This window comes from Kribbella sp. NPDC049227 (assembly GCF_043197265.1).
Lineage (GTDB): Bacteria > Actinomycetota > Actinomycetes > Propionibacteriales > Kribbellaceae > Kribbella.
In genome coordinates, this window is sequence record NZ_JBICST010000001.1 from 295,526 (window position 1) to 318,637 (window position 23,112).

Genomic DNA, 23,112 nt, shown 5'->3' on the forward strand with positions numbered 1-23,112 from the left:
CGTTACTTCTTCTCGCCAGTGTCGCTCAGCGCCGCGTGATCCGCCGGTGCCTGTCCGGCATCGGCCGACAGCGCTTCTTCGGCCGCCTTCGCCGTCTTGGTGCCGGCCCGCTTACGCGCGACCCAGCCCTTGATGTTGCGCTGCCGTCCGCGCGCGACCGCGATCTCGCCCGGGCCGACGTCCTCGGTCAGCGCCGTACCGGCGGCCAGGTACGCGCCGTCGGCGATGGTCCGCGGCGCGACCAGCACCGAGTTGCTGCCGATGAACGAGTGCTTGCCGACGTGCGTCGGGTGCTTCGCCACGCCGTCGTAGTTGGCGAAGATCGTGCCGGCGCCGATGTTCGCGCCCTCACCGATCGTCGCGTCTCCGGCGTACGACAGGTGCGGCACCTTGGCGCCGTCGCCGATGGTGCTGTTCTTGGTCTCGACGAACGTACCGATCTTGGCCTTCACACCCAGCCTGGTGCCGGGGCGGAGGTAGGCGAACGGTCCGACGTTCGCGCCGTCGCCGATCACCGAGCTCGACCCGTGCGCGCGGATGATCGTGGCGCCGGCACCGATCTGTACGTCGGTCAGCGTCGTGTCCGGGCCGATCGTCGTACCGGACCCGACCGTGGTCGCGCCGTGCAGCTGCGTGTTCGGCAGCAGGGTGGCGTCGCGCTCGATCCGGACCGTCTGGTCGACCCAGGTGGTGTTCGGGTCGACGACCGTCACGCCGGCGCGCATCAGCTTGTCGAGGTTCCGGCGGTTGAGCTCGGCCCGCAGCGTGGCCAGCTGGACGCGGTCGTTCACGCCCTCGGTCTGCATCGCGTCGTCGGTCGCGTACGCGCCGACCCGCTTGCCGTCACTCTTCGCGATGGCCAGGACGTCGGTCAGGTACAGCTCGCCCTGCGCGTTGTCGGTGGTCAGCCAGCTCAGCCCATCACGCAGCGTGGCCGCGTCGAAGGCGTAGATGCCGGCGTTGATCTCGTCGATCTGCCGCTGCTGGGGCGTCGCGTCCTTGTGCTCGACGATCCCGGCGACGGTGCCGTCGTCTCCCGGGATGATCCGCCCGTACCCGGTCGGGTCCGGCACCCGCGCGGTCAGCACGGTGATCGCGTTCCCCTGCCTGTCGTGCTCGGCGATCAGCTCCTGGAGCGTCTCCGCCTCCAGCAGCGGTACGTCGCCTGACGTGACGACGACCGAGCCGTCGAAGTCGGCCGGTACGGCGGTCAGCCCGGCGCGAACCGCGTCACCGGTGCCGAGCTGCTGCTCCTGGACGGCGGTCCGGGCTCCGGGGTCGATCTCCTGGAGATGAGCCTCGACCAGCTCCCGGCCGCTCCCGACCACGACCACCAGGTGTTCGGGGTCGAGTGCACGGGCGGTGACCACCGCGTGCCCGACGAGACTGCGCCCGCCGATCTCGTGCAACACCTTCGGGATCGCCGATTTCATCCTGGTTCCCAGACCGGCGGCCATGATGACGACCGCCGCGGGACGTTGGGAAGTCACGCGGTCTTCTCCTCGAGTTCCCTGCGAGTTTCTGGAACAAGTATCGGCACGGACACTCGAAACTGTGCCCGCGCAAGCGTACTTGCTCCTCAGACCGGATCCCGCACGGCCTCCGCGCGGCCGTGCGGGATCACGTGACTCGTCTCACGGCATGGTCAGCGGGCGAAGGCGGTGAAGGCCGAGAACGGAGCGTCCGGAGTGGCGCTGGTGAGGCCGGCCGTCCACAGCCGCCCGTTGGCGGCGGCGGCTCCGGTCAGGGTGCCGTACGCGGCGCCCGGGCTCGGTGCTTCGACGAACTTCGAACCGCGGTACTCCAGCACGTAGGGCTTCGCGAAGATGCTGTTGCCGGATTCCTCGAATCGCTCCCCCACCGCGACCGGGCGGTTGTCACGCAGTGCGACGTCGTACAGCTGTGACCATCCGGTCGGGGCCGGCACCCGGGTCCAGGAGACGCCGTCGTAGTGCAGGACCAACGGACGGTCCTGGGCGACATGCTCCACGCCGACGAGCCAGATGTTCTTCGGCCCGGCCACCGCGATGCCGGTGGGGATCTGGGAGCCATCGGCCGGTACGTCGTCCACCAGCGTCCACCGCTTGCCGTCGAAGTGCGCCAGTCCGCCGTTCAGCCCGAGCCAGGCGTCCTTCGCGGAGACGATGGCGAGGGTGTTGCCGTTGATGGATCCCTCAAGTCCTGTCGTCAGCGGCTGCCACGATCCGCCGGAGTACCGGTAGACGACCGCGTGCTCCTTCCCATCGACGTTGGCCCAGCCCGTCGCCCAGACGGCGCCGTTCGGACCGATGGCGACGCTGCCGAACGACCCGGTCGGCACGGGCGGTCCCGGTACGACGCGCCAGCGGGTGCCGTTCCAGTGCATGACCAGCGGCTTGGGGGTCGCGGGATCGGCACGGTCCTCGCCGACCGCCCAGACGTTCTTGGCGCCGGCCACTGCCACGCTCTGAAGCGTCGCGTTCGTGCGCACCGGCTGTGCGGTGGCCTTCCAGCGCTTGCCGTCCCAGCGCAGCGCGAGCGGCCGCCGGTCCTGGAACCCGTCGATCTGGTCACCACCCACCGCCCAGGTCTCCCCCGCCCGGCTGTCGATGTCGTCAAGGTTCGCCGGCTGCCGCCCGGTCGGAGTCACCGTCCACTGCAACGCCGCCTGCGCGGCGACCGGCTGTGCTTGGGCGGCGATCGAGCTGCCTGTGAACACGCACGCAACGACCCCGAGAACCGCCACAAGCCTGCGCGTCCCCCGATTGTTCTCCCGCACCAGAAGGCCTCCACCTCATGTCCCGTCCCACGCGAATCGCAGGCACCAACCCTCTAGACGCGATCACCGCCACATCCGTTACACCTGATCCATCGGTGGTCTCTGGTCTGCTGCGAGGTACTCGACTGACCCTCGTAGGGGAGGATGGGGTGGTATGGAGCGGGTTGGGCAGCCGGGGGACGGCGATGAGCGGGGGATCTTGCTGGGGTGGTTGGGGTTTCATCGGGATGCGTTGCGGGCCAAGTGTGACGGGCTGGACGCACAGCAGCTGGTGACGCGGGCGGTGGTGCCGTCGGCGTTGTCGTTGCTCGGAATCGTTCGGCACATGGCGGAGATGGAGCGGGCGTACGGCGTCTGGGCGCTCGGCCCGAAGGCGGAGCTGGAGTGGGTCTGGGGGCAGTACACGGACGACGGCTCCGAGTGGGACTTCGACGTCGACGCCTCGATGGTGGACGCGTCGATGGCTGCCTGGGAACGCGAACGCACGGCCCACGACGAACTCATCGCGCGGCACACTTCACTCGACGACATCGGACCCGCGAGCGGCATGAGCCTGCGCTGGAACCTGCAGAAACTGGTCGGCGAGTACGCCCGCCACAACGGCCACGCCGACCTGATCCGCGAAGCACTCGACGGCAGAACCGGCGAATGAGCAGGAGCGAAGCATGGGACTCACTCTCGGAGCAATCGTTCTCAACGTGAACGACATCGGCCCCGCGGCCGAGTTCTGGCGCCAGGCCCTCGGGTACGGCGCCGCACCTGGCAACCCCGACTTCCTAGTCCCGCCAGGCGGCCGCCCTACCGAACTCCATCTCGACGAGACTGACCGCACCCACCTGGACCTCTGGGTCGACCGCAGCACCTCCACCGTCGAGGCCGAGATCGACCGCCTGATCGCCCTCGGCGCCCGCCGCGTCGAGGACTGGACCTACCCACCGAACGCGGACTTCGTCGTACTGGCCGCCCCCGACGGCACCATCTTCTGCGTCATCGGCTGAACGGTCCCACCCGCGGGATTGCCCTGGTGCTGAACGCGTTCCGGCTCCCGAGCACGTCCCTGCAGGTCACGCTCTGGAACTGTCGGCGGCGGGTGTGATGCTGTCCACGTTCGATCGGCGAAAGGGGACACAGGTGTCCGGCAGTGACGTTCCTCGTCTGACGCATGTCCGCGCGAACGTGCGCGATCTGCCCAGCGCGATCACGTGGTACGAGGATTTGCTCGGCGTCCAGGCCCAAGGGCATTGGCCACCCGACGCCCCGACGTACGCCCACTTCACTCTCGGCCCCACGCAGTTCGCCCTCGGCCGGTACGACCCGGCACCGGCCGTAGGTGCCCGCTTCAACTTCGAGGTCGACGACGTCGACGCCTGGTGGGAACGCACGAGCCCGGACACCGACGTACTCGAACCCCTGCAGAACACCCCCTACGGCACCCGCAAGTTCACCATCAAAGACCCCGACGGCAACGAACTCGGCTTCGTCCAGGCCAAGCCGGGTTGACCGCACATCAAGCGAACGACCGCTCCGCGAAGCTGAGCCCACCACGCTCCACCGCCGTGAGGATCTGCTGACCGACGTGCTGGGGCGGCATGCGCAAGTATTGCGTGTACCCCGCGGCGCGGAGGCGGAGGTCGAAGTTGTGGCCCTCGAGGTGCCACAGCGGAGCCGGGTCGCGGTCGGGTGACGCGAGGCGGTGGAGCGCGTCGATCTCCAGCAACTCGTGCAGCGGCCCGAGTTCGCCGGACACGTCCCACGCGCGGTCGAACACCAGCGTGGCCGGAGCGATCCAGAAGCTGAAGTGCCGCTGCCCGTACGCCGGGTCCACCCAGCGCACGATGTAGTCGAGGTCGAGCAGCACCCGGGCCGGCGGGAGCGCGCCGTCCTCGTGTTCACCGATGCTCAGGGCGTGGACGCGGCAGTCGTGCCAGCCCATCACCTCGAAGTCCGCGTCCGTCCACGTCGCTTTCGCCAGCCCCGATGCTGCATGCACCGGCTCAGTATTCACGGGACGCGGTTGTCGATTGCGAGGGGTGGCGGGGGTCATCGTGGTGACAGAGTTGTCCTGCAGGCGACGGAAGGTGGGCTGATGGCGCGGAAGCGGTGACGGCGTACGACGCCGCCCTCGCAGCCTGCGGCAACGCGGCTGAACGGGACCATCTGACGCACCGACGAGCGACGCTCCGGCCTGAGGTTTGGCATGCTCGGTGACATGGGTGACGGGGCGCTGGTCGATGTCGGGGACGTCACGTTGTTCGTGCGGGAGCTCGGCGTGCGTGGCGACAAGCCGTCGTTGGTGGTGATGCACGGCGGGCCGGATGTCGGGCACGGCTACCTGGTGCCCGGGTTCGAACCGCTGGCTCGCGACCATCACGTCGTACTGTTCGACTTCCGTGGTTGCGGCCGGAGCACCCGGGGCCTTCCCGACGAGGACCTTCAACCGGAGTACGTCGTACAGGACACGCATCGGCTGATCGACAAGCTCGGCCTCGGGCAGGTGGACCTGCTGGGGTTCTCCACCGGTGGCAGGGCGGCGATGCGGTTCGTGGACAAGCATCCTGAGCAGGTACGGCGGCTTGTCCTCGCGTCGACTACGGCGTACACCGATGCGGAGCAGTACCTGGCGGGCTGGGAGGAATACCAACGGCGCCAGCGAGCGGAGGACGCCGCCGGCGGGAAGCTGCGGAACTCCACCGTCTTCGTTTGGGACCTCGACCTCGCGCCGGCGTACCTGGAACTGCTGGAAAGCCTAGGTTCCGACACCGGCGACTGGAGCGAGGAACGCGCCATCAGCGGCGACATGCACCCGTGGTGCCCCGGCGACCCCGAACGCATCCTCCGCGACTCCGGCAAGCCCATCCTCATCCTCCACGGCGAACAAGACATGGGCTTCCCCGTCCAACTCGCCCGCCGCCTCCACACCGCCCTCCCCACCAGCCACCTGGCCGTCATCCCCAACACCGCCCACATGTGCCACTTCGAAAACCCAACCACCTGGTCCAACCACATCCGCAAGTTCCTCCAGTCCCCCTGAGCAGCCCGGCATACTTGCCGCCATGGTGAACAAGGTCAGTGGTTGGGTCTGGCCCGCCAACGTCCGCATGGCGCTGGAGTACATCTCGGCGTGCGTCGACTACCGGTTCGACGACCTCGACTGGATGGCCGTCGAGACCGCTCTCCCCCAAACCAGCTGGGACCCTCCCGAACGCTGGTACGACTACCCCATCGTCGGCACCCAGACGCTCACCGTCCTCCTGGCCTGCGACTCCCCCGGAGACCCGGTCGGCATCACCGTCCAAGGAGACCTCGACCCAGTCCAAGTCGCCACGATCGAAACCACCATTGCCATCCTCGCCGACATCGTCCCCGCCGACAGCTGAGGCCGGTCAGCGGCTGAGTTGGTGCAGCCAGGGGTGGTTGTCGTCGATACGACGGATCATGTCCCGGAGCCACAGCTGCTTGTCCTCACTGAGCAGCGGCCAGGCGCACGCCAGATCGCGCTCATCCTTCGTACGCCGCTTTCGGGCCTTGAACAGCAGAACGATCTCGGGGTTGAGGTACCGAATGCCATCGCCCGCAATCCACGTGACCTCGTCGAGCGGCGCAACGTGATCAGCGATGAACTTGTTCGTCCACAGACCGTCGCGATCCGGCGTCAACGGCAGGTCGATCACCCAGGGCGCATCACCGTGCTCGCGAACCCAGATCTGACTCGCCGGATGAAACACCTCCGGATGCCGATCAGTCAGCGGCCGCATGTCCTCCCCGGCAAGACACCACAGATGCCACCGGTCCCCGACATGCGCCCGAAGCGCAGGCACATCAGAAGCAAAGATCGAGACATCCACATCGTCATGCCGGCGGGCGACTCCGGTGAACGCATCTACAGCCCACCCACCGACCACCCACCACGGCCGCCCGAACCCCTCCATGAACCCGGCAACCCCCGCCAGATCCATCGCCTCCCAGCGCCCATAAAGCCGAGCCCAGTACGCCGCCTCAGCCAACTCTTCCACCGTCGGCCACTCGGGCTGCTGGCTCATCCAGCCGTTCACAGAGTTCGGCGTACGACGACGTTGCGTTTCGCCTGGGTGCGTTCCTCGCCGTACACCGTGAACCCAGCAGCGAGAAAGGTGCTCAGCATCCCGCGCCCAGGATCCCCAGGCAGGGTCTTCACCGGATAAGCCTCCACCATCCGCGCGCCCGAACTGCGAGCGTATTCGACGGCCGCCTCGACCATCGGCAGCGTCGTACCACGCCCGCGATACCCACTCTTCACGAACAGGCAGTTGATCGCCCAGATCGACTCATCGTCCGGCTCGTCGATCGGCAACGCCCGCGAGTGGACGATCGCGTAGTACTCCGTCCGCGGCGCAACCGCACACCAAGCAGCCGGCCGCTCATCGACGTACCCGATCAGCCCCACCGGCTCCCCCGCCCGCACAAACCCTTCCATGGCAGCCCGATTCTCCGCACCGCCATTCACCGCAACCACCGAACTCGGCAACCGCCGAGACATACACCAACACCCCCGCGTCCCCCCACTAGGCCCAAACACCTCAACCAGGTCCCCCCACCGCCCCTGATCAACCGCCCGAACCCTCACACCCATCCCCGCATTCAACCACCACCCACCGACCACAACCTCGCCCTCCAGACGACGCAGGTGCACGCGAGTACGCCGATCACCGGAAACTATGCGTCGCTGGGAGCCCCTTTGTTTCCGAGGAACGCAACGGTCACCGATCCGGCGTCGAGCACGGTCTACCGCGCTACCTGCGTTGTCCGACGCTGAGCGTGGAGCTAGCGTCGGTGGCTTGCCGTCTGGTCGAGGCATGCCTGCCGCACGATTCGGGCTAGTTCATCGTCGGTCCTGCTCCAGGGCTCGCCGGCCTCATCGTCGATCCCGTACAGCTCGCCCAGTGGCTGTCTGAAGGCCTCGCATTCCTCACCGGCGCGGTATAGGACATCGACGACCTGGTTGACGACCCAGGCCCACCGTGTGCGTCCACTGAGATGCTGGTTGGCGATGTGGTCGAAGGCCACCCGTACGGCGGCGTCCTTCGAGGACAGCGGACGAACTCCGGTCTCCGCCAGAGCGGCCGGGAGAACGTCTCGGACCTCGCGAGTGTCGCGTCCGCTGAGGCCTGCGAGTTCCGCTAGCGCGGCACCGTCATAGCCCTGGACGAGCCAGTTGGCAGCCCACATTGGAACGGACTCCGCACGCAGGTCGTCCAGGGCCAGCCACGCGGCCACCAACTCAGGTGTCGGCGTCGCCCCATCCCGCACGAACTCCTGTGACATGCGCCCATTGTGCGGACCTTCATGCGTAGCCGCACGGGATTTGTCCTCGTCGGCTTCCCGCGCAACAGTCGTTCGCCAGGCGAACTCCGACGGTCGGGAGCGCGGATCGCGGCATGAGTCTGCCTCTAGCATTCCGGGGTGACCAAGTCCGAACTGGACCTTCTCTCAGACGACTACGAGAGCGCGGAGATGCAGTTCCTCAGGGCTGTCCGCGACAACGCGGATCGCGCGCAGCTCGCCGTGAAGGCAAGGGCCGTCGCCACCGCCGCCGACGGGTTCAATGCTGAGGCCTATCGACGCTTCCATAGCGGCGTGGAGGACGCCTGGATGTCCCTCGATCAGTTGACCGAGCGGACAGAGGTCCTGGCCGAGCTGTGGCAGGACATCGCAAGTGCCTACGAGACGTAGCGTTCAGGGTCAAATCCGTGCGCGGATGGTTCCAGCGCGGGCGTGGGTCCTGACGATCCATCGGGGTGCGACCCCACGGTGTATTCGCAGGCGGGCGACGCAGGAGCGCGCGTACCTCCGCGCGGGGCTGAACCACAGTCCGTCGTCGTACAAGAAACCCGCAGGTCAGGCATACGGGATGGTTGCTCCCTCGCCAGGGTTCGATCCTAGGGGGCCTGCCGCGAGGCCGGTTCGCGTTCAGTGGCGGGATTGCCGGGGTCGGCGTCAGGTGGAGGGCGCGGTACGCCGCGCACCCGGCATGGAGGTGGGTCACCGTTGCAGGAGTAGGGGCTCGAGGTCTGGGAGGCGGGTGAATAGGTCGGGGAGGCCGCGTAGGCCGTTGCGGACGGACTCGTGTGAGAGTGCGAGGTCGGGGCCGGTGCTTGCCTCGACGCCGGCGAGGCAGCGGAGGATGTTCCATCTTGTGTGCCCCAGCCAGCCGCCGATCATGAACACGAACCAGCTTGGACCCGACGGCGGCAGCGCTCCGCCACCGGCGACGTAGCCGTCGAGGACTGAGCGGAAGATGGTCGGCTCGATGGTGTCGAAGCCGGGTCCCTTCGAGAGGCTCAGCGCGGTCGAGCCGAGCTCACCGGCCAGGTCGAGCATCCCCGAGAGCTCCCAGTCGAGCACTACCGGCCGACCGTCTCGAGCCAGCAGGTTCCACGGTTGGATGTCCTTGTGGGTCAGTACAACGGGGCCTGGCCGTTCGCAGGTGTCGACGAAGTGGGCAATCGCGAGGAACGTCTCGACGTGGGAGGCGAGTTCGTCGGCCCACGGCTGTTCGGTCGCCGCCGCCCGCTTGGCGAGCTCGGGCCAGTCCCGTGACGCCGGGTCCTCGGGCGACACGTCCGTCCACTCGACGTCCAGCGCGTGGATGCGCGCGAGGATCTCACCGATCTCGAACGCGTACGCCGCCGACACCGGTGCTTCGGGCACCTTCTCTCCGTCCACCCACCGGTGGACGAGCGTGTCGTGGCTGACCGAGATCGGCTCAGGCATCGGTACGCCGGCAGCGAAGGCCGCCCGCTCGAACCTGAACACGTCCTCGACGCGGTAGGTCCAGCGGCGGTCGACGAGGTTCAGCTCCTTCACCGCGAACGAGCCCTGGTCGGTGTCGAGCCGGTACATCCGGTTGGCGAACCCGCCGTGGACCCGGATCATCGGTCGGATCGGCGTACCGAGATGCGAAAGATCCACCCCACGCACTCTAGGACTCGCAGTTCATCGACGCACCGGAATTCCCCGGGTGCACGGGCCGAGTACGACCCTGTGAGCAAAACCCCGGCTCAGAGTGCAGTGCCTTCCGCCATACTCCGACGCGACTCCATAGTCCCCGCTACGAGGGAGTGCCTAGAGCCAGGGCGGGTCGTATCGGCCCACATAGGCGCGTGCGCGTTCTGTCGGATCTGCCCAGTACTGGTGTGGTTGTCGATGCACGTGCTCTTCACAGAACTCCCGAAGGTCACTTCTGATCGTCTCCACCTGACGGACGGGGAGACCCTCGAAGTCGCTGTTGACCCGCAGGAGTTCGGACTCAGGGTTCCAACCCGACGCATCGAACGCCCACGTGCCCCACCTCGCGTACGTGTGAAGCGGATGCTCGAAGTCACCCAAGTACACCGCCGCCAAGGCGATCCCCTTGTCGGGATAGAAATCCCTGCACGTCCAGGCCAGCACATGGCATGCCCCACTCGAGAAGAAGGCCCGATCCGTTCGCTCCCAAGAGACCCGTTGATCTGACCGCTCGATCGCGGTACGCCGGAACACCCCAGACGCTGTCACTGCCACAGGGCGATGCTAGCGACGCGGTCCCCATCCGCGACGAGGCTCCAAGCACCCCCGATGCCTTCCCGTCTGCCGACCAAAGTCCCGGCCGAATCGGACCCGTCATCCCGGAGTCGTGAGGCCCCCACCGGAGGCAAATGCTCTCGGCTCGCCACCTCGCCGCTGCGGTTGATGAGACCACCCCCGCGGTCACCGCAGAGTCCGACGACGCCTCTGACTTAGTCGCTTGTCACCAGAACGGTCTCTGCATGGCAGAACCCCTAGGTCAGAGGCGCTCTGACCTGGGGGTTCTTGTTGCTCCCCCGCCAGGTTTCGATCCTGGTCTTCGAGATTCAAAGTCTCGCGGGCTGCCGATTACCCCACGGGGGATCGTGGTCGCCGGGACAGTTTGCCATGGAGTGGGGTGGACGACACGCTGAGGGGTTCCTTACCTACGGGTCCGTAGGTTACGGTAGCGTAGGTAAGCTGTCCTCCATCCGAGGGATCGAACACATGACTCCACCCGCCGTTGCCGCACCGGAGGCGCCCACCCGCGCCCAGCAGGCCGACGATTTCGACGTCGACACCGGAACGCTCGGGGGTGAGCAGAAGCGACCCTGGGAACAGGTTGCGCTGGCGTTGTTCATCGGCATCCCGTTCCTGGCCGTGCTGGCCGCCGTACCGATCGCCTGGGGCGGGTTCCTGGGCTGGCGCGACGTGGTCCTGGCGGTGGTCTTCTACACAGTGGCCGGCCACGGCATCTCGATCGGTTTCCACCGGCTGTTCACGCACAAGTCGTTCAAGCCGAACCGCCCGATGAAGTACGCGCTCGCCATCGCCGGCTCGCTGGCGATCGAGGGCCCGGTGGTCCGCTGGGTGGCCGACCACCGCAAGCACCACAAGTTCTCCGACCGTGACGGCGACCCGCACAGCCCGTGGAAGTACGGCAACAGCGTGCGCGCACTCACCAAGGGCTTCATGCACGCCCATGTCGGCTGGCTGTTCGACACCGAGCAGACCCCGCAGCGGCAGTACGCGCCGGATCTGCTGAAGGACAAGGACATCGTCAAGGTGTCGCGCCTCTTCCCGCTGATGGTCGCGGTCTCGCTGCTCGCGCCGGCCGTCATCGGCGGTCTGTGGTCCTGGTCGATCGAGGGCGCGCTGACCGCGTTCTTCTGGGCCAGCCTGGTCCGGATCGCGCTGCTGCACCACGTCACCTGGTCGATCAACTCGATCTGCCACACGATCGGCGACCGGCCGTTCAAGAGCCGGGACAAGTCCGGCAACGTGTGGTGGCTGGCGATCCTGAGCCAGGGCGAGTCGTGGCACAACCTGCACCACTCGGACCCGACCTGCGCGCGGCACGGCGTACTGAAGGGCCAACTCGACACATCGGCGCGCTGCATCTGGTTCTTCGAGAAGATGGGCTGGGTCAGCGACGTCCGCTGGCCGGTGCGCGAGCGCCTGGAAGCCCGCCGTGTCGACGCCGACGCCAAGACCCCGCTGAAAGCGGCTGCCTGAGGCACCACCGGTAAATCTCCCGCTGGCAACACCGAAGTACGGCATGATGCTGACGTGATCTCGACGTGACGGAACCCAAACCGCGGCGGTCCGGCCGGATCCGGATGACGAGTGCCGAGCGTCGCGAACAACTCATCACCATCGCCCGTGGCCTGTTCGCCCAGAAGGGGTACGAGGCGACGTCGGTCGAGGAGATCGCGGCCCGCGCCGAGGTCTCCAAGCCCGTCGTCTACGAACACTTCGGCGGCAAGGAAGGCCTGTACGCCGTGGTCGTGGACCGCGAGGTACGGGCGCTGCTCGACGGTGTCACCCAGTCGCTGACGGCAGGCCGCGCGCACGAGCTGGTCGAGCAGGCCGCGCTCGCGCTGCTCGACTACATCGAGAACAACTCCGACGGCTTCCGCATCCTGGTCCGCGATTCGCCGGTCGGGTCGTCCACCGGTTCGTTCATCTCGATCCTCAGCGACGTCGCGACCAGGGTCGAGCACATCCTGGCCGAGGAGTTCAAGCGCCGCGGCCTGGACCCGAAGAACGCCCCGATGTACGCCCAGATGCTGGTCGGCATGGTCGCGCTCACCGGCCAGTGGTGGCTCGACGCCCGCCGCCCGAAGAAGCCGGACGTCGCCGCCCACCTGGTCAACCTCGCCTGGAACGGCCTGTCCGGCCTCGAAGCCAAGCCGACCCTGTCGACCCGCCCGCACAAGTAACCCTCCCGGCCCAAGCGCATTCGAGGGGAGATCCCCTCGAATGGTGGGTTCTCTGCTCGTATAGGAGGGGAGAAGGCACAACCCCCGGGGTTATCCCCTCGTGTTGGCAGGGGGCGGCGCCGAGGGGGGCTCAGTCTGCGGCGGTACGGCGACATCCGCCCGTGGCATGATCTCCGGGCGAGGGCGGCGCCGTACCCTGGCCCGCATGACGGGGATCCTGACCGCGCGGCCCGTGCCTGCCCGCAGCAAGGCGTTCGACCTGCTGCTGACCGGCAGCCTGTGCATGGTCTTCGGACTGCTGTCGATCGCGCAGTCCGGGTTCGAAGGCATCCTCGGCTTCGGCATGCTCGTGCCGCTGATCTGGCGCCGCACTCATCCCGAGCTCGTCTTCTTCGGCGTCTCCGCGGTTGCCTCGGTGCAGTGGCTGTTCGGCGCCCAGCTGATGCCGGCCAACGTCGGCCTGCTCGTCGCCCTCTACACGATCTCGGTGTACGGCGAGGTCCGCTACAGCCGGATCGCGCTCGGAATCGGCGGCCTCGGCGTCCTGATGGCGACGTCGCGGTACTGGACGAACTCCGACTGGCGCCAGCAGGTGACCATGATGGTTGCCCTCGGCGCGCTGGTCTTCGGCGTCTGGGCGTTCGGCGAACGGCGCCGTACCCGCGGCCTGTACGTCGCCCAGCTCGAGGAACGCGCGGAGCAGTTGGAACGCGACCGCGACCGTGAGGCCAAGCTGGCCGTGTCCAACGAGCGGACCCGGATCGCGCGCGAGATCCACGACGTGGTCGCGCACGGTCTGTCGATCATGATCGTCCAGGCCGACGGCGGACTGTACGCCGCGGACAAGTCACCGGAACAGGCGAAGAAGGCACTGGCCACGATCGGCGACACCGGACGGGCGAGTCTGACCGAGATGCGCAAGATGCTCGGCCTGCTCAAGCAGGACGAGCAGCCCGAGCTCGACCCGAACCAGCCCCGCCCGCAACCGGGAGTCTCGTCCCTGCCCGAGCTGATCGACAACGTCCGCGACGCCGGGCTCACCGTCGACTACCAGGTGACCGGCGAACCGCGCGACCTGGAGGCGTTGCTGGGGCTGACGGCGTACCGGATCGTGCAGGAGGGCCTGACCAACACGCTGAAACACGCCGGGCCGGGAGCGCGGACCTCCGTCCTGCTGGACTTCGGGCGCGAGATGCTGACCGTGGTGGTCACCGACGACGGCCGGGGTGCCGGGGTCGCGCCGAGCGCGGACCCGGGGCACGGTCTGGTCGGGATGCGGCAGCGCGCCTCGATCTCGGGCGGTACGGTGAGCGCCGGACCGAAGGCGGGCGGCGGTTACGAGGTGATCGCAAAACTCCCGTACCACCTTCCCATTGGAGGCGACCAGTGAGCGAGCGCAGCGAGTGAACAAGAGGTACAGCACTCTTATCGGTCACGCCGGAACCGAGCGAAGCGAGGTGGAGGTGTGATCGATGACGTGATCAGGGTCTTCCTCGTGGACGACCAGGAGCTCGTCAGGGCCGGGTTCACCATGCTGGTGGACTCGCAGCCGGACATGCGGGTGGTCGGCCAGGCCGGCGACGGCGGCGAGGCGGTGGAGAAGATCCAGGTGACCGCGTGCGACGTCGTACTCATGGACGTCCGGATGCCCCGCCTGGACGGCGTGGAGGCCACCCAGCGGCTCCAGTCGTTGCCGCAGGCACCGAAGGTGATCGTGCTGACCACGTTCGACCTGGACGAGTACGCGTTCGCCGCGATCAAGGCCGGCGCGGCCGGCTTCCTGCTCAAGAACACGCCGCCGGCCGACCTGCTGTCGGCGATCCGCCAGGTGTACTCCGGTGACGCCGTGGTCTCCCCCAGTACGACGAAGCGGCTGCTGGAGCACTTCGCCGGCGCGCTGCCCGACGCCGGGACCGAACGGCCGGATCTGGCCGAGCTGACCGCCCGGGAACGCGAGGTCCTGCTCGAGGTCGCCCGCGGCCTGTCGAACACCGAGATCGCCCAGCTGTTCACGTTGTCCGAGGCAACGGTCAAGACCCATATCGGCCGGATCCTGGCCAAGACCGGGCTGCGTGACCGTGTCGCCCTGGTGGTGCTGGGCTACGAGACGGGACTGGTCCGGCCGACCAAGTAATACCCAGGTAGTACTCCGACTCCAGTCTGCGGTCCGACGAGATGCGGCGGCGGAATCACTAACTTCTTGACCAACGTCAGGTTCGGTTGAATCAAGGAGTGACATGAGTTTGCAGACCGGTGAGCTTGCGGTCGGGCGGTTGCCGCAGGACGGGACGCCACGGACCGCGATCCGGGCGCACGAGTTGCGCAAGGTGTACGGACAGGGCGACACCGCGGTCGCCGCGCTCGACGGCGTGTCGGTCGACTTCGGCGTCGGCCGGTTCACCGCGATCATGGGTCCGTCCGGCTCGGGCAAGTCGACGTTGATGCACTGCCTGGCCGGCCTCGACACCCCGACCAGCGGCCAGGTCCTGCTCGGCGAGACCGAGCTGACCCAGCTGCCGGACGCCGAGCTGACCAGGATCCGGCGGGACCGGGTCGGCTTCGTGTTCCAGTCGTTCAACCTGCTGCCGATGCTGTCGGCGAAGGACAATATCCTGCTGCCGCTCGAGTTGGGCAACCGCAAGCCCGACCAGCAGTGGCTCACCACGCTGGTCGACGTACTCGGACTGCAGGACCGGCTCACCCACCGCCCGTCGGAGCTGTCCGGCGGCCAGCAGCAGCGCGTCGCTGTCGCTCGCGCGCTGGTCGGGCGGCCGGAGGTCGTGTTCGCCGATGAGCCGACCGGCAACCTCGACTCGCGGTCCGGCGCCGAGGTGCTCGGGTTCCTGCGCCGCTCGGTCCGCGAGTTCGGCCAGACCGTGGTGATGGTCACCCACGACCCGCTCGCCGCGTCGTACGCCGACCGCGTCGTGATGCTTGCCGACGGCAAGCTCGCGGGCGAGCTGCACAACCCGAAGCCGGAGACCGTGCTGGACGCGCTGCGGCAGCTGGGGGCCTGACGTGCGACGTTCGATTCTCTCCTCGCTGCGCGCCCACCTGGGCCGCCTGGTCGCCGCCTGCCTGGCGATCGTGCTGGGGGTCGGTTTCGGCACCCTGGCGATGACCGCGCACGGGTCGGCGTCGCACGGCGTCGACACGACGATCGGAGCGCAGTACCGCGGCGTCGACGCCCTGGTCTACCCGGAGAACGCCGAGATCACCGCGGCGGACGTCGCGAAGGTCCAGAAGGTGCCGCAGGCCGCGTCGGTGGTGACCATGACGACGGCCTACCTCGAGGCGTCGTACCCCGGGCTGGTCCGGGACGAGGCCCTCGAGGTCGACGCGCTGTACGACACCACCAAGATCGCCGGGCCAGGTACGTCGTCCGGCCGGTTGCCGACCGCAACGAACGAGATCGCGCTCCCGGCCAAGCCGGCGGAGAAGCACAAGGTCTCGGTCGGCCAGAAGCTCCGGCTCAACTCGTGGAACAACAAGTCGTGGGACGTCACCGTGGTCGGCCTGCTGGACGACTCGAACTCGGTCGGCCAGGCGCATGCCGTCGCCACCCCGGCGGCGGTGAAGATCTTCGAGCCGGACGGCTTCACTCGAGCGGTCGCGATCGCGGCGAAGCCTGGCGTGGACCAGGAGGCGCTCGCCGCGGCCGTCCGCAACGTCGTCCCGCAGGATCTGAAGGTCTACACCGGCGAGGAGTGGATCGACCACCAGGTGAAGGGCTTCACGAACGGCATCGATGTCCTCGGCGGCGTGTTCGGCATGTTCGCGGTGATCGCGCTGTTCGTCGCCTGCCTGGTGATCGGCAACACCTTCACGATCGTGATCGCCCAGCGCACCCGGGAGATGGCGCTGCTGCGCTGCGTCGGCGCGTCCCGCCGGCAGGTGTTCTCCTCCGTGCTCGCGGAGGCGAGCGTGGTCGGCGTGGTCGCGTCCGCGATCGGTGTCGTGTTCGGGGTCGCGCTCTCCGCGCTGGCGCTGGCGCTCGCCCGCGAGTTCGACTGGGGCATCCCGCCGGTACCGCTGCACCTGGACGTGTGGTCGGTGCTCCTGCCGCTGCTGCTCGGGACCGTGGCGACCATCGTGGCCGCCGTCGTACCGGCTCGCCGGGCGACCCGGGTTGCGCCGTTGGCAGCGCTTCGTCCCGAGGCCGCTCCGGCCGCCGGGTCGAAGGCCGGCGTAGTGCGACTGGTCCTCGGCTTCCTGTTGCTCGCCGGTGGTGGCCTGTTGCTGGCCGTCGGGGCAGGGAGTAGCCAGGTGATCGTCGGCGTGGCCGGCGGTGTGCTGTCGTTCCTCGGCGTTCTCGCGGTCGGTTCGCTCCTGGTACCGGCGCTGATCCGGGTGCTCGGCGCATTGCCGGCGCGTACCGGCGTACCGTCGCGGATCGCCGTCGCCAACGCGGTCCGGAACCCGAAGCGTACGGCGGCCACCACCTCGGCTCTGCTGATCGGTGTGACCCTGATCAGCCTGACCTGTGTCGGGATCGCGTCGGTGCGCAAGACGTTCGACGTGTCGATGGACAGTCAGTACCCGGTCGACCTGGTGGTGCGGGCGTACAACGACAAGATGCCGGCCAGTGCCGAGCAGCAACTGCGTGACATCAAGGGCATCACGCAGGTGGTCCCGGTGAGCCAGGTGACACTGAAGGCCGGCGATCAGCAGGTGCCGGTGACCGGGATCGACCAGGCCGGGGCCGGGTCGGTCATCCACGACCCGACGCTGGCCGGTCAGCTGAAGCCTGGTACGGCGCTGCTCGACTACCAGACCATGAGCGGGTTGGACATCAAGAGCGGCACACCGATCACGCTGGTCTCCGGTCAGCACAAGCTGATCGTCACGGCACAGGGCGCGACCGGGCTGGACCCGATGACGATCACGGCCGCCGACCTGGCGAAGCTCGTCCCGAACGCCGCGGTGAACGGGTTCTGGGTGGCGTCCGACCCGAAGGCGGACGGGTCGCAGGTGATCGACTCGGTGGAGCAGTCGATCCCAACGGTCAAGGATCTGTCCGTCAGCGGCGGTCTGGCCGAACGGACCAGCTACACGAAGATCTTCGACGTCCTGCTGCTCGTCGGCATCGGTCTGCTCGGGGTCTCGGTCCTGATCGCACTCGTCGGTGTGGGCAACACGCTCAGCCTGTCGGTGCTGGAACGGACCCGGGAGAACGCCCTGCTCCGGGCCATGGGTCTGACCCGGCGCCAGTTGCGCGGGATGCTCGCGGTCGAGTCGTTGCTGATGGCACTGGTCGCGGCCGCGCTCGGCATCGTCCTCGGCCTGATCTACGGCTGGACCGGGACCAGCGCCCTGATGGGCGGCCAGACCGTCGACGGCGGCGTGGAGTACGCCGTACCCGTCACGCTGCTGGTCGCGATCGCCGCGGTCGCCGCGGTCGCCGGCCTGCTCGCGTCGGTCCTGCCGGCCCGGCGGGCTGCCAAGGTCGCTCCCGCCGGCGCCTTGGCAACCGAGTAGTCAGACGATCTCGACCCGATTCCCGTGGCCGTCGGCGGTGTGGAACCGCCGGCGGCCCGGGATCGTCTCGTTGTCCCACGTCACCGGATATCCGAGCCCGGTGAGCTTGGCGGCCAGCGCATCCAAGTCGTCCACGGCCAGCGCAGGGTGCGCCTTCTTCGCCGGCCGGAAGTCCTGCTCCACGCCGACGTGCACCTCCGCGGCACCTTCCTTGAACCAGCAGCCGCCCCGAGGTTTCAGCAACTCCGGCTTCTCCACCTCGGTCATCCCGAGTGCGTCCCGGTAGAAGGCCCGCGCGACGTCCTCCCCGCCTGGCGGACAGGACACCTGCACGTGATCAAGCCGCATCCTCAGCTCGCCTTCTTCTGAGCCACGGCAAAGATCCGCCGGAACGGCAACAGAGTCCCGTAGTCCCGCTGCGGGTACGCCTCCGCCAACCGAGCGCCGTACTCCGCCTCGAACCGCACCCGTAGGTCATCTGGCAGCGACTGCAGCACCGGCCGCGCGCCGGTCCCTTTCACCCATTCGAGTACGGCGTTGTCGCCCTGCAGCACGTGGAAGTACGTCGTCTCCCAGGCATCGACGACACACCCTTCAGCACTGAGCACGTCGATGTACTCCGCCGGACCGGGAACGTCCGGGCGTAGCGACGTGTCCTTCGCGTACTGCGCGTACGGCTCGGTGGCGGCGAGGTCACGCAGGATCGAGTGCGACGGGGCGTTGCCGTTGCCGGGGATCTGGATCGCCAGCCACCCACCCGGCCGCAGCGCCTTGACGAACCCGGGCAGCAGGTCCACCTGCTCCGGAATCCACTGCAGCGTCGCGTTGGTCACGATCACATCGATCGAACCTTCCGGCGCGGACCATTCGCGTACGTCGCCGAGCTCGAACGTCAGTCGGTCGTCGGCGTACTGCTGCGCCGCCTCGAGCATCTGCGGCGAGTTGTCGACGCCGACGATGGTTGCCTCCGGCCACACCTCCCGCAGCGTCACGGTCAGGCCGCCGGGACCACAGCCGAGATCGACGACCGTGCGGACGTCCTCCGCCCGGACCCGGCCGACCAGATCCGCGTACGGCCGGCCGCGTTCGTCGGCGTACGTGCCGTACTGCACTGGATTCCACACCGGTGACGTGCGCATGGCGAGCACCTCTCTGACGCATTTATCTTGATGTCGAGATACTCTAGTCCTCCCACTTGTCTTGATGTCAAGACTCTTGATGACGTAATCTCGAAGCATGGATGACGAGGTCGACCGGCTGATCGAGGCCTGGCGCAGGGAACGCCCCGACCTCGACGTCGCGCCGATGGAGGTGCTGTCGCGGGTCAGCCGGCTGGCCCGGCACCTGGACCGCGCCCGCAGCCAGGCCTTCGAGACCCACGGCCTGGAGTCGTGGGAGTTCGACGTACTCGCCGCCCTTCGTCGCGCGGGAGCGCCGTACCAGCTGTCGCCGGGCCGGCTGCTCAAGGAAACCCTGGTCACCTCCGGCACCATGACGAACCGGGTCGACCGGCTCGCGGCCCGCGGACTCGTCGAGCGGCTTCCGGACCCGGGTGACCGGCGTGGCGTGCTCGTCCAGCTCACCACCACCGGCCGCGACGCGGTGGACGCCGCGATGGCCGATCTGCTCGCGCACGAGCGCTCGCTGCTCGGCACGATCAGCGAGCGCGACCAGGCCAAGATCGCCCGCGTACTGCGCGAACTGGTCCGGCCGTTCGACCTGGAAAAGCACTGACCGGTGCCGTTTGTATACATTCACGGGTGACTTTTTCCGGCCGCGGAGAAACCCTCGGGAATTGTGCCGGAATAATCCGAAAAGACGACCCGTCACTTCACCGCGTTCCGATCGTTGCTAGTTGCAACGAGATCGAGAGACTGCTGTAGCGGACGGCTATCGACACTGAGTGATCACGCGCACTAGGGTCCTCACTGTCGGTGTCCAACCGACCACGAAACGTCAAGAATACGGTGACTTCGGCGGCAAGAGGTGGTCCGCCGAAAGTGGCCGCGCGGTGTCCGGGGCTCGGGGCCCGAACAACGCCGGCCGGCACGGGGCCCGCTCACCCGGTAGGCGCGGCGCGCCCTCCGAAGAACAGGGGATCGGAGGACGCGCCGCGACTCGGGAGGATTTGCTCACGCCGCGATTCAGCGGTTGAAAATCACACGGGATTCGCGCTCATTCGGCGCGTTCGGCCGCCTCGAACCACGCGGTTTCCAGTTCGCCGCGTTCCTCGGCCAGCTTGCGCAACTCCGTGTCCAGCTCGGCCAGCCGCTCGTAGTCACTCGCGTGCGTGGCGATCTGGTCGTGCAGCTTGGTCTCCGCCTCGGTGAGCTTCGCGAGCTGGCGTTCGATCCGGTTGAGTTCCTTCTTCGCCGCACGGGCCACTGCCGCGTCAACGACCGGCTCGTCCGCCGGCGACGATTCGTTGGACACCACGGGCTCGGATGCCGAGGACGCGTACGTCGTACGGCGAGGGCCTCGGTCGGCGAGCTCCTCGATGTACTGGTCGACACCGCGCGGCAGATGCCGGACCCGGGCGTCGCCCATGATCGCGTAGACCATGTCGCTGACGCGCTCGAGGAAGTACCGGTCGTGGGTGACGGTGACGACGACACCCGGCCAGCTGTCGAGGAAGTCCTCGAGCACGGTGAGGGTCTCGACATCGAGGTCGTTGGTCGGCTCGTCGAGGATCAGAACGTTCGGTTCGTCGAGCAGGATGCGCAGCAACTGCATGCGGCGCCGTTCACCACCGGACAAGTCCGAGATCCGGGTCGTCAGCTTGTCGCCGGTGAACCCGAACCGCTCCAGCAGTTGTGACGACGTGAGCTCGCCGCCCCGCCCCGCGAGGGCCGCCGTACGCCGGATCGCCGTGATGTGGTCGAGGACGGTCGCCGTACCGTCGACCTCTTCGAGGTTCTGCGACAGGTTGGCGGTCCGCACCGTCTTGCCCTGCTTGACCCGGCCGTGGTCCGGCGCGAGCTGACCGGTCAGCAGCCTCAGGAACGTCGTCTTGCCGGCGCCGTTCGGTCCGAGCAGCCCGATCCGGTCGGCCGGTCCGAGGCGGAACGTGATGTGGTCGAACATCAGCCGGTCGCCGAAGCTGAGGCTCACGTCCTCGGCGTCGAACACGTCCTTGCCGAGGCGCGCGGTCGCCAACTGGGACAGCGCCAGCTTGTCGCGCGGCGGCGGCTCGTTCTCGATCAGGGCGTTCGCGGCGTCGATCCGGAACTTCGGCTTGCTGGTCCGGGCCGGAGCACCACGCCGCAGCCAGGCGAGTTCCTTCTTCAGCAGGTTCTGCCGCTTCGTCTCCGAGACCTGGGCGCTCCGGGCGCGTTCCGCCTTCGCGAGCACGTAGGCGGCGTACCCACCGTCGTACGACGTGACACGGCCGCCCTGCACCTCCCACGTGTCGGTGCACACCGCGTCGAGGAACCAGCGGTCGTGGGTGACGACGATCAGCGCACCGGCTCGGTCGACCACATGATCGGCCAGCCAGTTGACCGCCTCGATGTCGAGGTGGTTGGTCGGCTCGTCCAGGATCAGCAGGTCGACCTCGGTCAGCAGCAGCCTCGCCAGCGATGCGCGACGGCGTTCACCACCGCTCAGGGTGCCGACGAACGCGCCGTGGTCCACTCCGCCGAGCAAGTGCTCCATCACCGACCGCGCCCGTGGATCGGCGGCCCAGGTGTAGGTCTCGACATCACCGAGCACCGCGTGCAGCACGGTCTGCTCCGGGTCGAGGTCGTCACTCTGACCGAGATACCCGAGCCGGAGGTCGCGATTGTGAGTGATCCGGCCGCTGTCGGGCTCCTCCCGCCGGGCCAGGAGCCGGAGCAACGTCGATTTACCGTCGCCGTTGCGCCCGACCACGCCGACGCGCTCGCCCCGGCCTACGCCAAGACTTACCGAGTCGAGCAGTGTCCGGGTCCCGAAGCCCTTCGAAACAGCTTCCAGATTGACCAAGTTAGGTGCCGCCATAACGCGCCCCAGGGTAGCCGAACGGTGCGCACGTGCCAGGATCGTCCACGTGCTGAATCCCGCCTGGCTCGACGGACTCTCCCTCGGCGACGCCGTGAGCGCCTCACCGGTGGACGGTGGGTACGCGAGCAAGACCTATCGCGTGAGTACGACGCTGGGCCGGTCGGTGATCGTGAAGACACACGACGACGTACCGGTCGATCTGTACGCGCTCGAGGCGGATGGGCTCGAGGCGTTGGGCGTGCCGGGGGCGTTCGTCGTACCGGAGGTTCTGCGGGTCACGCCGACGTTCATCGTTCTGTCCGACCTCGGGCCGTCGTCGCTGCCTGCGGACTCTGACGACTTCTGGCGTGATGCCGGCCGTCGGCTGGCCGTGCAGCACCAGCAGACCGCGGACAAGTTCGGTTATCACCAGGACAACTACCTGGGCGTCCTCCCGCAACGCAATCCGTGGAACGACGACGGCCACGCCTTCTTCGCCGAGCACCGCCTGCTCCGCTACCTAGAAGTCCCCAACTGCTCCAACGCCCTCTCCCCCGACGACCGCCACCGCCTGGAACGCCTCGCCAACCGCCTGCCGGACCTGATCCCGCCCCAGCCCGCGTCCCTCCTCCACGGCGACCTCTGGCACGGCAACCTCCTACCGGCGCCTGCCCTGATCGACCCGGCCGTCTACTACGGCTGGCCCGAAGCCGAACTCTCCATGCTCCACGGCTGCGGCAACATCCCCACCCCCTTCTACGACGCCTACCAAGAACTCCACCCCCTGAACCCCGGCTGGCTGGACCGCCTCCCCCTCCTCCACCTCCGAGAACACCTCTGCGTCCTGGCCCATTTCGGCCCGGCCCCCGAAACCCTCACCAAACTCCACACCACCCTCGAGCCGTTCAGGGATTCTCGGACTTGATGAGGTGGCTTCGGTAGCTGTCGTCGGCTACGAGTTCCCGGGCGGCGGCGAGGATCGCATCGACGCCGGGCCGGGACGACAAGTACCCTCACCATCCCCGCGACAACAGCTCTCACCGGCTCGCGTACGACGTTCTCCGGCCGCACGACGGCTTCCAGGATGGAGCTCCCCGCCACCTTGGGTCTCGCCCGCCCCCAGGCTTTTCGGAGCATTTTCGCCCCCACGTGCAACTTTGTTTCCGAACAGAG

At 67.9% G+C, this 23,112-nt stretch carries 24 protein-coding genes and 1 tRNA gene; 14 read left to right on the plus strand and 11 right to left on the minus strand.

What is annotated here, in order from left to right; all coding sequences use genetic code 11:
* Positions 1 to 2: 2 nt before the first annotated feature.
* Both glmU and ACGFH6_RS01570 read right to left on the minus strand, forming a co-directional pair.
* Complete coding sequence (gene glmU, locus ACGFH6_RS01565; RefSeq protein WP_393379548.1) at positions 3 to 1,490, minus strand: bifunctional UDP-N-acetylglucosamine diphosphorylase/glucosamine-1-phosphate N-acetyltransferase GlmU; 1,488 nt, start codon at positions 1,488 to 1,490, stop codon at positions 3 to 5.
* 155 nt (positions 1,491 to 1,645) lie between these two features.
* Positions 1,646 to 2,698, minus strand: a complete 1,053-nt coding sequence (locus tag ACGFH6_RS01570; protein ID WP_393379549.1) for a hypothetical protein — start codon at positions 2,696 to 2,698, stop codon at positions 1,646 to 1,648.
* 214 nt (positions 2,699 to 2,912) lie between these two features.
* On the opposite strand from ACGFH6_RS01570, the gene ACGFH6_RS01575 reads away from it, so the two are divergent.
* The 3 genes from ACGFH6_RS01575 (at position 2,913) to ACGFH6_RS01585 (ending at position 4,258) form a co-directional block, all read left to right on the plus strand.
* Entirely contained in the window at positions 2,913 to 3,410 is a 498-nt protein-coding gene (locus ACGFH6_RS01575) for a DUF664 domain-containing protein (protein ID WP_393379551.1), read from the plus strand.
* Positions 3,411 to 3,423: 13 nt separating this feature from the next.
* A complete protein-coding gene (locus ACGFH6_RS01580; RefSeq protein WP_393379553.1) occupies positions 3,424 to 3,756 on the plus strand; it encodes a VOC family protein in 333 nt (110 codons plus the stop codon).
* Positions 3,757 to 3,889: 133 nt separating this feature from the next.
* Complete coding sequence (locus tag ACGFH6_RS01585) at positions 3,890 to 4,258, plus strand: VOC family protein (RefSeq protein WP_393379555.1); 369 nt, start codon at positions 3,890 to 3,892, stop codon at positions 4,256 to 4,258.
* A 7-nt stretch (positions 4,259 to 4,265) separates the two neighbouring features.
* Here the strand turns inward: ACGFH6_RS01585 and ACGFH6_RS01590 are convergent, their stop codons facing one another.
* Positions 4,266 to 4,748 (minus strand): hypothetical protein, encoded by a 483-nt coding sequence (locus ACGFH6_RS01590; protein WP_393379557.1) that lies wholly within the window; start codon positions 4,746 to 4,748, stop codon positions 4,266 to 4,268.
* Positions 4,749 to 4,967: 219 nt separating this feature from the next.
* On the opposite strand from ACGFH6_RS01590, the gene ACGFH6_RS01595 reads away from it, so the two are divergent.
* Both ACGFH6_RS01595 and ACGFH6_RS01600 read left to right on the plus strand, forming a co-directional pair.
* Positions 4,968 to 5,789, plus strand: coding sequence for an alpha/beta fold hydrolase (locus ACGFH6_RS01595; protein WP_393379558.1), 822 nt, complete (start codon positions 4,968 to 4,970; stop codon positions 5,787 to 5,789).
* Positions 5,790 to 5,811: 22 nt separating this feature from the next.
* Positions 5,812 to 6,135, plus strand: a complete 324-nt coding sequence (locus ACGFH6_RS01600; protein WP_393379560.1) for a hypothetical protein — start codon at positions 5,812 to 5,814, stop codon at positions 6,133 to 6,135.
* A gap of 6 nt (positions 6,136 to 6,141) precedes the next feature.
* On the opposite strand, the gene ACGFH6_RS01605 is transcribed toward ACGFH6_RS01600, so the two are convergent.
* From ACGFH6_RS01605 to ACGFH6_RS01615, 3 genes are all read right to left on the minus strand, one after another.
* Positions 6,142 to 6,798: a nucleotidyltransferase domain-containing protein gene (locus tag ACGFH6_RS01605; protein WP_393379562.1), complete on the minus strand. Its 657-nt coding sequence runs from the start codon at positions 6,796 to 6,798 to the stop codon at positions 6,142 to 6,144.
* Between the two features lie 8 nt (positions 6,799 to 6,806).
* Entirely contained in the window at positions 6,807 to 7,211 is a 405-nt protein-coding gene (locus tag ACGFH6_RS01610; protein WP_393379564.1) for a GNAT family N-acetyltransferase, read from the minus strand.
* Positions 7,212 to 7,558: 347 nt separating this feature from the next.
* Positions 7,559 to 8,059, minus strand: a complete 501-nt coding sequence (locus ACGFH6_RS01615; protein WP_393379566.1) for a hypothetical protein — start codon at positions 8,057 to 8,059, stop codon at positions 7,559 to 7,561.
* A gap of 138 nt (positions 8,060 to 8,197) precedes the next feature.
* Between ACGFH6_RS01615 and ACGFH6_RS01620 the strand changes: the two genes are divergently transcribed.
* Entirely contained in the window at positions 8,198 to 8,467 is a 270-nt protein-coding gene (locus tag ACGFH6_RS01620) for a hypothetical protein (protein WP_393379568.1), read from the plus strand.
* A gap of 309 nt (positions 8,468 to 8,776) precedes the next feature.
* On the opposite strand, the gene ACGFH6_RS01625 is transcribed toward ACGFH6_RS01620, so the two are convergent.
* Both ACGFH6_RS01625 and ACGFH6_RS01630 read right to left on the minus strand, forming a co-directional pair.
* Complete coding sequence (locus ACGFH6_RS01625) at positions 8,777 to 9,706, minus strand: phosphotransferase family protein (RefSeq protein WP_393379570.1); 930 nt, start codon at positions 9,704 to 9,706, stop codon at positions 8,777 to 8,779.
* 885 nt (positions 9,707 to 10,591) lie between these two features.
* Positions 10,592 to 10,663, minus strand: a tRNA-Gln gene (locus ACGFH6_RS01630).
* A 123-nt stretch (positions 10,664 to 10,786) separates the two neighbouring features.
* Here ACGFH6_RS01630 and ACGFH6_RS01635 point away from each other — a divergent pair.
* From ACGFH6_RS01635 to ACGFH6_RS01660, 6 genes are all read left to right on the plus strand, one after another.
* Entirely contained in the window at positions 10,787 to 11,794 is a 1,008-nt protein-coding gene (locus tag ACGFH6_RS01635; RefSeq protein ID WP_393379571.1) for an acyl-CoA desaturase, read from the plus strand.
* A gap of 65 nt (positions 11,795 to 11,859) precedes the next feature.
* On the plus strand, positions 11,860 to 12,501 hold the full coding sequence (locus tag ACGFH6_RS01640) for a TetR/AcrR family transcriptional regulator (protein WP_131362973.1): 642 nt from the start codon (positions 11,860 to 11,862) through the stop codon (positions 12,499 to 12,501).
* A gap of 205 nt (positions 12,502 to 12,706) precedes the next feature.
* Entirely contained in the window at positions 12,707 to 13,891 is a 1,185-nt protein-coding gene (locus ACGFH6_RS01645) for a sensor histidine kinase (protein WP_393379573.1), read from the plus strand.
* A 78-nt stretch (positions 13,892 to 13,969) separates the two neighbouring features.
* Positions 13,970 to 14,635 (plus strand): response regulator transcription factor, encoded by a 666-nt coding sequence (locus ACGFH6_RS01650; protein WP_393381141.1) that lies wholly within the window; start codon positions 13,970 to 13,972, stop codon positions 14,633 to 14,635.
* A 103-nt stretch (positions 14,636 to 14,738) separates the two neighbouring features.
* A complete protein-coding gene (locus ACGFH6_RS01655; RefSeq protein WP_393379575.1) occupies positions 14,739 to 15,518 on the plus strand; it encodes an ABC transporter ATP-binding protein in 780 nt (259 codons plus the stop codon).
* Position 15,519: 1 nt separating this feature from the next.
* Positions 15,520 to 17,979: an ABC transporter permease gene (locus ACGFH6_RS01660; protein WP_393379577.1), complete on the plus strand. Its 2,460-nt coding sequence runs from the start codon at positions 15,520 to 15,522 to the stop codon at positions 17,977 to 17,979.
* On the opposite strand, the gene ACGFH6_RS01665 is transcribed toward ACGFH6_RS01660, so the two are convergent.
* Together ACGFH6_RS01665 and ACGFH6_RS01670 are read right to left on the minus strand one after the other, a co-directional pair.
* The gene (locus ACGFH6_RS01665; RefSeq protein WP_393379579.1) at positions 17,980 to 18,327 is read right to left on the minus strand and encodes a VOC family protein; all 348 of its coding nucleotides are present in this window, start codon (positions 18,325 to 18,327) and stop codon (positions 17,980 to 17,982) included. It abuts the gene before it with no gap.
* Between the two features lie 2 nt (positions 18,328 to 18,329).
* The gene (locus tag ACGFH6_RS01670) at positions 18,330 to 19,118 is read right to left on the minus strand and encodes a methyltransferase domain-containing protein (RefSeq protein ID WP_393379581.1); all 789 of its coding nucleotides are present in this window, start codon (positions 19,116 to 19,118) and stop codon (positions 18,330 to 18,332) included.
* 97 nt (positions 19,119 to 19,215) lie between these two features.
* Between ACGFH6_RS01670 and ACGFH6_RS01675 the strand changes: the two genes are divergently transcribed.
* The gene (locus tag ACGFH6_RS01675) at positions 19,216 to 19,713 is read left to right on the plus strand and encodes a MarR family winged helix-turn-helix transcriptional regulator (protein ID WP_131519133.1); all 498 of its coding nucleotides are present in this window, start codon (positions 19,216 to 19,218) and stop codon (positions 19,711 to 19,713) included.
* 441 nt (positions 19,714 to 20,154) lie between these two features.
* Here ACGFH6_RS01675 and ACGFH6_RS01680 read toward each other — a convergent pair whose 3' ends face one another.
* Positions 20,155 to 21,957: an ABC-F family ATP-binding cassette domain-containing protein gene (locus ACGFH6_RS01680; protein WP_393379583.1), complete on the minus strand. Its 1,803-nt coding sequence runs from the start codon at positions 21,955 to 21,957 to the stop codon at positions 20,155 to 20,157.
* A gap of 49 nt (positions 21,958 to 22,006) precedes the next feature.
* Between ACGFH6_RS01680 and ACGFH6_RS01685 the strand changes: the two genes are divergently transcribed.
* A complete protein-coding gene (locus ACGFH6_RS01685; RefSeq protein WP_393379585.1) occupies positions 22,007 to 22,864 on the plus strand; it encodes a fructosamine kinase family protein in 858 nt (285 codons plus the stop codon).
* Positions 22,865 to 23,112 lie beyond the last annotated feature (248 nt).